11 protein-coding genes are annotated in these 12,628 nt (G+C 71.7%); 9 read left to right on the top strand and 2 right to left on the bottom strand.

Annotation, left to right across the window (positions count from 1 at the left end; all coding sequences use genetic code 11):
* Positions 1-32 precede the first annotated feature (32 nt).
* Entirely contained in the window at positions 33-4,700 is a 4,668-nt protein-coding gene (locus tag ACXR8F_RS02785; RefSeq protein ID WP_458798629.1) for a chitobiase/beta-hexosaminidase C-terminal domain-containing protein, read from the bottom strand.
* A 204-nt stretch (positions 4,701-4,904) separates the two neighbouring features.
* Entirely contained in the window at positions 4,905-5,480 is a 576-nt protein-coding gene (locus ACXR8F_RS02780) for an NADPH-dependent F420 reductase (RefSeq protein ID WP_458798628.1), read from the bottom strand.
* Between the two features lie 201 nt (positions 5,481-5,681).
* Between ACXR8F_RS02780 and ACXR8F_RS02775 the strand changes: the two genes are divergently transcribed.
* From ACXR8F_RS02775 to ACXR8F_RS02735, 9 genes are all read left to right on the top strand, one after another.
* Complete coding sequence (locus ACXR8F_RS02775; RefSeq protein ID WP_458798627.1) at positions 5,682-6,251, top strand: NADPH-dependent FMN reductase; 570 nt, start codon at positions 5,682-5,684, stop codon at positions 6,249-6,251.
* A gap of 99 nt (positions 6,252-6,350) precedes the next feature.
* A complete protein-coding gene (locus ACXR8F_RS02770) occupies positions 6,351-6,593 on the top strand; it encodes a hypothetical protein (protein WP_458798626.1) in 243 nt (80 codons plus the stop codon).
* A 71-nt stretch (positions 6,594-6,664) separates the two neighbouring features.
* Positions 6,665-7,300 (top strand): hypothetical protein, encoded by a 636-nt coding sequence (locus ACXR8F_RS02765; protein WP_458798625.1) that lies wholly within the window; start codon positions 6,665-6,667, stop codon positions 7,298-7,300.
* A 76-nt stretch (positions 7,301-7,376) separates the two neighbouring features.
* Positions 7,377-8,180, top strand: coding sequence for a protocatechuate 3,4-dioxygenase subunit beta (gene pcaH, locus ACXR8F_RS02760; RefSeq protein ID WP_045191990.1), 804 nt, complete (start codon positions 7,377-7,379; stop codon positions 8,178-8,180).
* Complete coding sequence (gene pcaG / locus ACXR8F_RS02755; protein WP_045191989.1) at positions 8,173-8,775, top strand: protocatechuate 3,4-dioxygenase subunit alpha; 603 nt, start codon at positions 8,173-8,175, stop codon at positions 8,773-8,775. Before pcaH ends, pcaG begins: the two co-directional genes overlap by 8 nt.
* Positions 8,772-10,145, top strand: coding sequence for a lyase family protein (locus ACXR8F_RS02750; protein WP_458798624.1), 1,374 nt, complete (start codon positions 8,772-8,774; stop codon positions 10,143-10,145). The genes pcaG and ACXR8F_RS02750 overlap by 4 nt, the downstream gene beginning before the upstream one ends.
* Entirely contained in the window at positions 10,142-10,951 is an 810-nt protein-coding gene (locus ACXR8F_RS02745) for an alpha/beta fold hydrolase (protein WP_458798622.1), read from the top strand. The genes ACXR8F_RS02750 and ACXR8F_RS02745 overlap by 4 nt, the downstream gene beginning before the upstream one ends.
* Positions 10,948-11,400, top strand: a complete 453-nt coding sequence (pcaC, locus tag ACXR8F_RS02740; RefSeq protein WP_458798621.1) for a 4-carboxymuconolactone decarboxylase — start codon at positions 10,948-10,950, stop codon at positions 11,398-11,400. The genes ACXR8F_RS02745 and pcaC overlap by 4 nt, the downstream gene beginning before the upstream one ends.
* Positions 11,400-12,614 (top strand): thiolase family protein, encoded by a 1,215-nt coding sequence (locus tag ACXR8F_RS02735; protein ID WP_458798620.1) that lies wholly within the window; start codon positions 11,400-11,402, stop codon positions 12,612-12,614. Before pcaC ends, ACXR8F_RS02735 begins: the two co-directional genes overlap by 1 nt.
* Positions 12,615-12,628 lie beyond the last annotated feature (14 nt).

Below are 12,628 nucleotides of genomic sequence, written 5' to 3'. Positions count from 1 at the left end.
GGTGCGGCTGGCGCACGCCCGGCTTGGTCTCGCTACTTGACCACGGTCAGGTTCGTCGCCGCCGGGGTTGGAGCCAGGTGGTCGGCGTCGCCACCCCACGTGGCAGTCACTCTCCAACTCCCCTCCTTGCCGGGTGCCTTCGTCGTCACGGTCCATGTCCCGTTAGCGGCAACGGTGGCGGAGGCGGTGAGCGCTCGCTGGCCTGTCGCCGAGACGGTGATGGTGATCCGTGCTCCGGAGTGGGTCGGCGCGAGCGTCCCGCTGTAGGTGACGTTCCGGCCACGGCTCACCGTCGACGGGTTGGGTGCGTTGAGGCTGAGCACTGCCCGCACCTGGACCCTCTGGGCGGCGCTGGACGACGCCTGGAACGACGCGTCACCTGGGAAGACGGCGCGGTAGTCGACGGTCGCGGTCGGGCTCACTCCGGTCACGCTGTACCTGCCGTCCAGACCGGTGACTGCCGACTTGCCCGTCACACCGACCCACGTGCTCGAACCGAGCGCCCGGGACTGCACCGCGACGGTCCTGCCCGAGATGGGGCCACCGGCGCTGGTCAGCACGCCCGAGAGCGTGGTCGTCCCGGTTGGTCCGAACGTCACGATCGCCGGCGACGGCGTTCCCAGGGTGAGGCCCGTGGTGGGCAGCCCGATCGTGAAGTTGGCACTCACGACGTCTCCGATGTTTCCGGCGGTGTCGATAGCCCGGGCCTTCAGCGTGAGGGTGCGGGGGACCGAAACCGGCCCGGTGTACTTCGTGCCAGCCGCCGTCGGGGTCGAGCCGTCGGTCGTGTAGTAGATCGAGGCGTTGGCGTCGTTGCTGGTGATGGTGACCGACTGGGCGGCCGCGAAGGTGCCACCGTTGGGGTTCATCGTCACCGTCGGCGCGATCGTGTCGATCAGGTACGTCTCCGTCACCACGGGCGAGCTGATGCCGTTGGCGATCGCCACGAACTTCAGCACCGTGGTCCCCTCGTTCGCGATCGTGATCGGCCCGGCGTACTGCGTGCTCGCAGCCGTCGGCGTGCTGCCGTCAGTGGTGTAGAAGATCGGCGCCGCCGCGTCGGTGCTGCTCAGCGTCACCTGCTGCGCCGTGGTGTAGGTGCCGCCCACCGGCGACGCCGTCGCCTGCAGTGCGGCGATCTTGCCCTGAACGACGAACTGGTCGGTCTGACCAACGACCGTCGGCGTCGTGAGCGCAGCCCCGGACGCGTCCGTCACCTGCTCGATGCGGAACGTGTTCCTCCCGTACGGGCTTCCGGTGACGGTGTGTGGTGTGGCCCCGTCGCCGACGTAGCCTGCCGGGGCGTCGGTCCCGGTCCACCGGAGGAACGGCCCGACGGGCGCTCGCAGCACCTGTGAGAAGTCGCACGGCGCCGCGAGGCAGCCGCTGTCGTCGGTGCTGCTGATGACGCCAGCCGCGTCCGCGGTCAGCTCCAGCTCGCCATAGGGGTGGAGGACCTTGTACGTCGCGCCGGGCACCAGGTTGTCCGCGCGGACCCGAATCCTCGAGAACGCGATCTGCTGGTTCGGCTGGACGTCCAGGGTCGCGAACGCCGCCTCGGTGGCGAGTGTCAGCCGGGCCCTTCCGGCTCCGACCGCGAAGTCGGCACCGCCGGACCACCAGAACGACTCGTCGGGGAAGTTGTCCGGGAACGAGAGCGGTGCGGTCGGGTCGGGAAGGTCGCCGACGACCGGACACAGCGGGTCGTCGAGACACAGCTGCAGCTTGACGGGCGGCAGGGTGCTCGAACCGTAGTCCTCGAACCAGGCCGGATAGCCGTTCGTGGGGCTCACCGGCCCGACGGCCTTGAGGTTGTGGATGTCGTAGACGAACGTCGCCACCGGGCCGAGGGCACCGAGGGCGTCCACGGCAGCAGTCTTGACCGTCGTCGGGCGGCCCACCTGCACGGCAGCGCCGAAGTTGGTAGTCGTGCCGAGCGGGTTGCCCGACGCGTCGAGCTTGGGCGTCGTCCCGTCCGTCGTGTACCAGACGGCGGAACCAGTGCTGCTCGTCAAGGTGACCGCCTGCAGGCCCTGGAACGGTCCGTTCGCCGGGTCAGGAGAGGCCGAGACAGTGGGCGAGGTGCCCGAGACCGCGTACTCCTCGGTGTAGATCTGCGAGGTGCTGTGGCTGGTCAGGTCGACGGCCATGAACTTCAGAGTGGTCCGACCTTCGGCCACGTGCACGAGCGCCTTGGCGTTGACGTCACCGGTCGCAGGCACAAACTCCTGGCCGTTGGTCACGACGCCCGTCGCCGGGTCGACGGCCGGGTTGCTCCCGTCGGTCGTCCACACGATCTTGGCCTCGGCAGGGAACGACGCCTGGATCGCGACGTCCTGCGGCTTCGAGTAGAGCGCTCCGCCGGGCGATGCGGTGGCCCGCAGCTGGGCCAACCGGCCCTGGACGGTGAACAGGTCGGTCTCGACCCGGTCGATGCCGGGTCCACCGATGTTCGGCCCCTCGACGCGGAAGAAGTTCGTCCCGTGCGGGCTGCCGACGACCTGGTGCTCGACGAGCGGGTTGCCGACATAGCCGACCGGCGCCGCGGGAGCGATGGAGGGGTCCCACCGCAGGAACGGTCCGATGCGTCCGTCAAGCGACTCCTTCCAGGTGCAGGGGGCGGCCAGGCACCCGACGTCCTCGGTGCTCCGGGCACGGCCCCTGTCGTCCGCGGTTACGACGTCGACGCCGTAGGGCGATGTCACCGTGTACTTCGCACCCGGGACCACGTCGTCCAGCCGAATGCGCAGGCGGGCGAACGAGATCTGCTCGCCGGGCACGACCGTGCCGGCTCCGCCGAACGCGGCCTCCTGGGCGAGGACGAGCAGGCTGCTCGGACCGCCAGGGACGGCGATGGCCGCTTCACCCGACCACCAGAACGACTCGTCGGGGAAGTTGTCCGGGTAGGATAGCGGCTTGCTCGGGTCGGGCAGGTCGCCGACGACCGGGCACAGCGGGTCGTCGAGGCACAGCTCGAGCCGGTTCGGCGCGAGGGAGCTGCTCGTGCCGCCCTTGTCGCCGTACCAGAACGGGTAGCCCGTGGCGGCGTCGACCGGGCCGACCGACCCGAGCGCGCCCGGCGGACGGTTCGCGGGGACGTCGATGAGGTACGACTCCGTCTTGACGGTGGACTGGCCCGCGGCGCCGGCGACGACGAACTTCAAGGTCGTGTCACCGGTCAGATGGATCGGGTCGTTGGTGTAGAGCGTGCCGTTGTCGGCTCCCGTCACCGCACCCGTCGAGCTGCGGCGCACCAGGGGATCGAGGCCGGCAGTGTTGTAGAAGATCTGCGCCTCCGGGTCGGTGGCACTGAGGCGCACGTCGACGGCCGTCGTGTACGACCCGCCGGCCGGTGACGCCGACACGTCGGGCGCGCTGATGACGTAGTCACGACTCACCACAGGGGAGACGTTGCCGGCCGCGTCGACGGCGATTGCCTTGACGAACGTGTGGGCGCCGTCAGCGTTGCCGTTCACTGGCACGGGGCCGGTGTACAGGGTGCTGGATGGCGTCGGGTCCGCAGGCGCAGCCCCTGTGCCGATCGTGTAGTGAATCTTGGCTGCCGCGTCCTTGGCATCCGTGGCTGCCATGGTGGCGAGCTGCGCGGACGCGTAGGTGCCGCTTGCCGGGTCGACTGTGACGCTCGGCGCCACGTTGTCGATGACGTACGTGAAGGCGCTGGGCGCCGAAGGCTGGCCCGTGACCGGGTCGGTGACAGCAACCCCACCGACGGCGTTGACCGCCTTGATCGTCGTGTCTGCGGTCACCGCGATGGGCGCTGAGTAGGCGGAGGCGCTACCGACGACATTGCCGGAAGCGTCCGTCGGGGAACTGCCGTCCGTCGTGTAGCGGATCGTGGCGCCGGGCTCCGAGGCCTGGAGCACGACCGACTGGGCGGTCTTGTAAGAGCCGGGTGCAGGGGTGGCGAGGACTCGAGGGCGTGCGATCTTGCCCTGCACGGCGAAGGTCTCGGCGTGCGTGATGGTCTGTGGCGTCGCGAGGTCCGTGCGGACGACGTCGACGAAGTTGCGCCCGATGGGGCTGCCGACGACCTTGTGCTCCGAGAGGCCGTCACCGATGAAGCCCTGCGGAGCGGCAGGGGCGACCGACGGGTCCCACGTGAGGAACGCGTCGCCTACGCCGCCGTCACCGGAGTCCGCCAACCCACTGAAGGCGCCGCACGGCACCGTCAGGCAGCCGATGTCCTGCGTGAAGTTGATCTCCTTGCCGGCATCGCTCACGGCCGCGACGGTGAACGTCTTCGAGCCGTAGGGGTAGTCGACACGGTAGGTGCCCGCGGACGGTACGTCGAGTCGGATCCGGATGCGGTTGAAGGCGATCTCCTGACCGGGCCCGTCGGCGGCGAACGCGGCCTCGGTGGCCATCTCGACCAGACCGGGCGTGTTGCCGCCCAGGGTGGCAGTTGCGTTGAACCAGAACGCCTCGCCCCCCGGTGGCACGAGACCCGCCGAGGTGCCGAGGCACGAAGGGTCGTCGAGGCAGAGGTCGAGCCGGTCGGATCCGGCGGCGACCCACAGGGGGAATCGCGTGGAGCTGTCGACCGGGCCGGCAGAGAGTGTTGCTGCTCCCGCGGGTGGTGCGGCGACCCCGATCAGCGGCAGGGCGAGGGCCAGTGCAGCGACCGTGAGCCGCTTGGCGTTACCCCTCCACCCAGCCTTTCGTGTGGCTTGGCCGTTCATGTGGCGCTCCTTCTCCGGGCCGCGTGCAGCGGGCATACGAGTCACAGCAGCAGGTTGGGTGCCATCGGTTGGGGAAACCTTGAGAGTGAGCAGACCCTCTCTTTACCGTTCCTTGCGCTCTGCGAGCCGAGACGGCCTGGCTCCGGGAACGCGAAGGCCGGCCACTGGTGGAACCAGTGACCGGCCGTTCGGGAGATGCGGGGCTCAGGCGACGACGCCGAAACCGCCCGTCCACGAGATCTTCTCGCCGGCGGCGAGGCTGATCTGCAGGAAGCCCAGGGCCTCGAGCTCGCGGGCGCGCGCCAGCGAGCCGGCGTCGACGGCCTTGAGACCACCGGCCGCGATGGCGCCGGCGAGCTCCGACTTCGCCTCGGCGTCGTCACCGGCGAGGAGCACCGTCGTCGTGTTCGGTCCGACGGTGCCCGCGGCCAGGGTGCCGGCGAACGTGGTGTTGAACGCCTTGACGACCTTCGACTCGGGCAGCTGCTTGGCGATCTCGGCCGCGGCCGAGCCGTCGGCGGGGACGACGAGCGAGTCGAACGTCTCGAAGTTCACCGGGTTGGTGATGTCGACGACGACCTTGCCGGCGAGGCTGTCGCGACGCTCGGCGACGATCGACGGGACGGCGCCGTAGGGGACCGCCAGCACGACGACGTCGCCGTTGACCGCGGTGGCGGCGTCGGCCTCGCCGAGCAGCTGCACGGAGTGCCCGCCCTTGCCGAAGACGCCCGCGATGGCCTGCCCCATGTTGCCGGTTCCGATGATGGTGATGCGTGCCACGTTGTCCTCCACAGACTGAGTTGTTGATTGATGCTTCAACTAATATGACAGAGAATTATTGATGTGTCAACCAATGGGTCGACGGGTGCCCGGTCGGGAGGGGTGTCGAAGTCTCCGCGAGTCTGGGAGCCTCGTGAGGGGTAGGTCCGCACGCTCAGGCAGCTCGCTCCCCACCGATCCCACTGCACACCAGGAGGACGCATGCCCACGTACGAGGTCGGCTACTTCGTCGGCAGCCTGTCATCGACGTCGCTGAACCGGACCCTGAGCAAGGCGCTCATCCGGCTCGCACCGAAAGACCTGAGCTTCACCGAGATCCCGATCGGCAACCTGCCGCTCTACAGCCCCGACTTCGACTCGGACTACCCGGCGGAGCCGAAGGCGCTCAAGGAGGCCATCGCCCGCTCTCAGGCCGTCCTGTTCGTCACGCCGGAGTACAACCGCTCCATCCCCGGCGCGCTCAAGAACGCGATCGACTGGGCCTCGCGGCCCTGGGGTCAGAACTCGTTCGACCACATCCCGGCGGCGGTGATCGGCGCCTCTCCCGGCCAGATCGGCACGGCGCTGGCCCAGCAGAGCCTGCGCGGGGTGCTCAGCTTCTGCAACGCCCGGCAGATGACCGCCCCCGAGGCGTACGTGACCCTGCGGCCGGGTCTGGTCACCGACGACGGGGAGGTCACCGACGAGTCGACGGCCGACTTCCTGTCCGGCTTCATGCAGGAGTTCCGCGACCACGTCGAGCGGGTCCTCACGGTGCTCCCGCGCCCGTGACGGTTCGCGCACCTCGAAGCGGCCGGCATTGCCTGCAGGTGGTGCCGGCCGGATGATGGGAGGGCGAAGGGAGTCGCAGAGGGACGAGGAGGTCCGGTCATGACCGTCGAGCTGCACCCACTCGATCGGGAGGCTCCGTCCCTGGAGTCGATGACGGTCCGCGAGCTCATCGCGGAGCTGGCCCGGCTGCAGGACATGGTCGACCGCGACGCGGCGTCGAACGGCTATCGCCCGATCCCCGGTCAGATGCACCGGCGGGCCGAGCTGCAGCGTCGCGAGCGCCGCATCACGCGCGAGCTCGACCGGCGGTACGCCGCCGGGATCGCAGGGACGGGCCCGTAGCGCGGGGACCTGGCGCCGGCACGGTTCGACAAGCCGTTGCCGCCGTGACGCGAGTGGAGAAGTGTGGGGCCATGATCTCCGCGCTGCGCAAGGGACGGGTCGACAGGTTGCGCATCGTGGTGGCGTGCGCTCGTTCGCTCGACGACGTGCCCCACGACGTCTACCTGCTCGACCTGCTCCCCACCACGGAGGCGGTGGCGGACAGTCGCTTCGACGAGGTGCCCTACCTCGAGTGCCTGGAGCCGGTGCTGGGCGGGGCGAGCGCCGCGCTGCCCTGGGTCGTCGAGGTGTCGCGTACGCACCGGGCCGACCGTGACGGCCTGGGGCAGGCGCAGCTGTCGGTGCTTCTCGCCGTGGGCAGTCCGCCGGCCGACGGCACACCCGCACGCGACCTGACCCCCCTCGTGGCAGAGGCGTTCTCGCGCATGGTCGGCCGGTTCGCGCCCGACGCGCCGGCTCCCGACCGCGCCGACGCGCTGAGCGCCGCGACGTCGGCCGTCGCTCACGCCTACTCCGACGTCGACCCGGAGGCCCTGTCGCTGACCGACGAGGAGCACCACGCGGCCGAGGGCTGCTGGACGGTAGGGCTCGCCGTTCCCGGGGCGACCCGCTTCCGAGTGCAGCTCGGTCTGGCGCCGGGCCTGCCGGCGTCCACGCACGTCCACCGGGCGGCGATGGCGGAGGTCGTCGACTCCGTGGGCGCGTAGATGTTCGCATAGCGAACGCTTGTGCAGAATGCGAACACTCTGCTACGGTCGGCCCCACGCAGACGAGGAGGTCGACATGAGTGAGACGGTGATCGAGGGTCGCGAGGCCGGTGAGGCGGTGCCCGACCGCGACTCCCAGGCGGCGGTCAGCGCCGAGATCGCGGCCGCGCAGGCCGACGACGAGTCGCAGGGGATCGCCCGCATCCAGCCGCGCCTCGACTTCCCCGCCTACCGCAGCGCCGCGCTGCGCCACCCGACGAAGGAACCGCGGCACGCAGACCCCGAGGGCATCGAGCTCGTGGCGCCGGTCTTCGGGCATCGTGACGTCGACCCGCTCGAGGCCGACCTCACCATCCAGCGCGGGGGCGAGCCGATCGGCGAGCGCATCCGCATCGCGGGCCGGGTGCTCGACGGTGACGGCCGCCCCGTCCGCGGTCAGCTCGTCGAGGTGTGGCAGGCCAACGCGGCCGGCCGCTACATCCACAAGCGCGACCAGCACCCCGCGCCGGTCGACCCGAACTTCACCGGCGTGGGCCGTGCCATCACCGGCGACGACGGCTCCTACTCGTTCGTCACGATCAAGCCCGGCCCCTACCCGTGGCGCAACCACCGCAACGCCTGGCGGCCGGCACACGTGCACTTCTCGCTCTTCGGCACCGAGTTCACCCAGCGACTCGTAACGCAGATGTACTTCCCGGGCGACCCCCTCTTCGCGCTCGACCCGATCTACCAGGCCATCACCAGTCAGCAGGCGCGCGACCGGCTCGTGGCCACGTACGACCACGACACCTCGGAGCACGAGTGGCTGCTCGGCTACCGCTGGGACATCGTCCTGACCGGCACCCACGCGACCCCCATGGAGGAGGGCGAGCATGTCTGAGACACCGGCGAACTCGCGGTATGCCGCCGCGGCCGGCCTGGCACCCACGCCGGGCCAGACGGTCGGGCCCTTCTACCACTACGCCCTGCCCTTCGCGGACGGCGAGCACCTCGTTCCCGCAGGCACGCCGGGGTCGGTGCGGCTGCACGGCACCGTCACCGACGGCCACGGCGCACCGGTGCCCGACGCGCTCCTCGAGATCTGGCAGCCCGACGCCGACGGCCGCGTCGTGCGCGAGCCGGGCTCGCTGCGCCGCGACCCCGGCGTGTTCACCGGCTTCGGCCGCACCCAGACGTGGCGCGACGGCGGCTACTCGTTCACCACGGTCGAGCCGGGAGCCACCTCCGCGGGCTCCGCGCCGTTCATCGCGATGACGGTGTTCGCCCGAGGGCTGCTCAACCGACTCTTCACGCGCGTCTACCTCCCCGAGCCGGCAGCGGCCCTGGAGTCGGACGCCCTCCTCTCCTCGCTCGACCAGGCCGACCGCGACACCCTCGTGGCGGTCCGGGAGGGCGACGGGTCGCTGCGCTTCGACGTGCGGCTGCAGGGGGAGCGCGAGACCGTCTTCCTGCGCTACCCGAGGCACGAGGTGTGAGCGGGCTGCTCGAGCCCGGCGCCCCTCGCGCCGCCGGCCTCACCGACGACCGGGCTGTGCTCCAGGCGATGCTCGACGTCGAGTCGGCGTGGGTGCGCGTCCAGCGATCCCTCGGCCTCGTCGACGACGACGTGGTGGCGGTCGTGGCCGAGGCCTGCGACGCTGCGGGCCACGACGTCGAGGGCATCGGAACTGCTGCCGAGGGTGGCGGCAACCCCGTCATCCCGATGCTCGCCTCGCTGCGCGAGCGCGTGGGCGACGCCGCAGCCGCGGTGCACCGCGGGCTCACGAGCCAGGACGTCGTTGACAGCGCACTCATGCTTCTCGTCGCCCGGGCGGCCGAGCAGCTGTCCCAGCACCTGGCAGACGCCGCCGACGCCGCGGCGCGCCTCGCGGTCGAGCACCGCGACACCGTGCAGGTCGCGCGCACGCTCGCACAGCCTGCCCTGCCGACCACCTTCGGGCTCAAGGCCGCCGGCTGGCTCGGTGCGCTCGACGACGTCGCCGACGAGCTCGCCGGTCTCCGGCGCACGCTGCCGGTCCAGTGCGGCGGCGCGGCCGGAACGCTTGCCGCCGTCGAGGCTCTCGTGCCCGGCCGTTCGGCCGAGGCGGCTGGGCTGCTGGCCGACGAGCTCGGCCTCGCCGACCCCGGGAGGCCGTGGCACACCGACCGCGGTCCGATGACCCGGGTGGGCGACTGCCTCGTGCGCGCCGCCGATGCCATGGGCAAGGTGGCCATCGACGTGGTCACGCTGTCGCGCGCCGAGATCGCCGAGGTGCACGAGCCGTCCGACGACGGGCGCGGCGGCTCCTCCACGCTGCCGCAGAAGCGGAACCCCGTGCTCTCGGTGCTCGTGCGGTCGGTCGCCATCGAGGCACCCCACCTCGGGGCGACGCTCCACAGCGCGGCCGGCCTCGCGGTCGACGAGCGGCCCGACGGCGCCTGGCACGCCGAGTGGGGAGCGTTGCTGCGCCTGCTCCGCCGCGTCGTCGTCGCGGCCTCCCAGACCCGAGAGCTGCTCACCGGCCTCGAGGTCGATGCCGACGCCATGCGGCGCAACGCCGACGCGGTCGGCCCGGCCCTTGTCGCCGAGAGGCTCCTGCGCGAGGTCGCGCGACTGCCCGGCGGTGCCTCCGCCGTCAGCGCGCTCCGGCCCGCCCTCGTCGGCGGCGCGCGGGCGAAGCACCTGATGCCGATCCTGCGGGCCTACCTGCCCGAGCAGGTGCTGTCCGACGACGCCGTCGCCGACCTTCTCGACCCCGCCCACTACGTCGGCGCCGCCGGCGACCTCGTCGACCGTGCCGTCGCGCGGCACCTGCGCGACGACCGCACGACCACCCTCAGCACCGACCACGGGGGAGCCCAATGACCATCCCGACCATCCCGATCGCCCTGACCCAGCTGCGCCGGCCCGAGCGGCCGGCGGGCCTCCTCGTCGTCGGACCCTCGCTCGGCACCGCCGTTGCGCCGCTCTGGGCGGCCTGCGTCGCCGAGCTGCCCGACGACCTCGCCGTCGTCGGCTGGGACCTGCCCGGCCACGGCGCCAGCCCCGCGCATGACCAGCCCTTCAGCGTGCAGGACCTCGCCAACGCCGTCGCCGATGCGACCGAGGACGTCCGCGCCACGGCCCGGCGACCCGTTGCGTATGCCGGCGTGTCCCTCGGGGGGGCCGTCGCCCTCGCCCTCGCGATCGACCACGCCGACGCCTTTGCGGGGGTCGTGAGCATCGCCTCGGGCGCGAAGATCGGTGAGGCCGACGGTTGGCACGAGCGCGCCGACCTCGTGCGCCGGGCCGGCACCCCGGTCATGGTCGAGGGCTCGGCGAAGCGGTGGTTCGCGCCGGGATTCATCGAGCGCGAGCCTGCCTGCGCCACCGACCTGCTCACCTCGCTCCAGCACGCCGACAGCGCCAGCTACGCGCGGTGCTGCGAGGCCCTCGCGGCTTTCGACGTGCGCGACGACCTCGAGGGCGTCGCCGTGCCGGTGCTGGCCCTCGCCGGCGAGCTCGACGAGGTTGCCCCGCCGCCGATGTCCGAGCTCGTGGCCGACCGCTCCGGCGGCTCCTGGGGCGTCCTCGCGGGCGCGGCCCACCTGCCTCCGGCCGAGCAGCCGAAGGCGACGGCGCACCGGATCGCGGACTTCCTCGACACGCTGCGGTCAGGAGGCATGGCATGAGTGACGACAGCCGCTCGCGCACGGCGGGCCAGGCGCACGCCGAGGGCATGGCCGTGCGACGCGAGGTGCTCTCCGACGCGCACGTCGACCGCGCGCAGGCAGGCACCACCGCGTTCACCGAGCCCTTCCAGGACCTCATCACCCGCTACGCGTGGGGTGAGATCTGGACCCGTCCGGGCCTCGACCGCCGCACCCGCAGCGCGATCACCCTGACCGCCCTGGTCGCCCGCGACCACTGGGACGAGTTCGCCATGCACGTGCGCGCGGCCCGACGCAACGGGCTCAGCGTCGACGAGATCCAGGAGGTGCTGCTCCAGGCGGCGATCTACCTCGGGGTCCCGTCGGCCAACCACGCGTTCGCCGTCGCCGGGCAGGCGCTCGCCGAGTACGAGAAGGACCCCACCAACGACCGTGACCGCGAGGGCGGTCCAGGAGCAGGAGACCGGTGATGACCACCGCCGCATACGTCTACGACGCCGTCCGCACCCCCTTCGGCCGCTTCGGCGGTCAGCTCGCCGGCACCCGACCCGACGACCTCGCAGCCCACGTCGTCAGGCAGCTCGTGAGCCGCGCGCCGGGCCTGGCCGACGGGAGCTTCGGCGAGCAGGTCGACGACGTCGTCCTCGGCAACGCCAACGGCGCCGGCGAGGAGAACCGCAACGTGGCGCGCATGGCCACCCTCCTCGCGGGCCTGCCGACGAGCATCCCCGGCTCGACCGTCAACCGCCTGTGCGGGTCGAGCCTCGACGCTGCGATGGTCGCGTCACGCTCGATCGAGACGGGCGACGCCGAGATCGTCATCAGCGGAGGCGTGGAGTCCATGAGCCGTGCCCCCTGGGTGCTTCCCAAGACCGAGAAGCCTTATCCCGCAGGCGACCTCGCGCTGGCCTCGACGACGCTCGGATGGCGCCTCGTCAACCCGGCGATGCCCGCCGACTGGACCGTCTCGCTCGGTGAGGCGACCGAGCAGCTCCGGGAGAAGTACGGCGTCACCCGCGAGCGGCAGGATGCCTTCGCCGCCCGGTCGCACCGTCTCGCCGACCAGGCCTGGGCCGACGGCTGGTACGACGACCTCGTCGTCCCGGTCCCGGGCGTCGACCTCGCCCGCGACGAGTCGATCCGGCCCGACACGACGGAGGAGCGCCTCGCCGGGCTGCGCACGTCGTTCCGCAAGGAGGGCGGCACCGTCACCGCCGGCAACGCCTCGCCGCTCAACGACGGCGCCTCGGCCGTGCTGCTCGGCAGCGAGGGCGCCCACGACGAGATCGGACTCGACCCGCTCGCTCGCGTCGCCGGGCGCGGCGCGAGCGCCCTCGAACCGCAGTACTTCGGCTACGCGCCCGTCGAGGCGGCCAACGCGGCCCTCGCGCGCGCCGGCATCGGCTGGGACGACGTCTCCGCCGTCGAGCTCAACGAGGCCTTCGCCGCCCAGTCGCTCGCCTGCCTCGACGCGTGGCCGATCGACCCCGAGATCGTCAACCGGCACGGCGGCGCCATCGCCATCGGCCACCCGCTCGGCGCCTCCGGTGGTCGCATCCTCGGCACCCTCGCGCGCGACCTCGAGCGCACCGGGGGCCGCTGGGGCGTTGCCTGCATCTGCATCGGCGTCGGGCAGGGCCTCGCCGTCGTGCTCGAGAACGTCAGCGCAGGAGTTACGTCGTGACCACACGGCATACG

The sequence above is a fragment of the Terrabacter sp. AAH1 genome, from assembly GCF_054456855.1.
The sequence above is the reverse complement of the archived record's forward strand: the minus strand, read 5'-3'. Positions and strand labels throughout refer to the sequence as shown.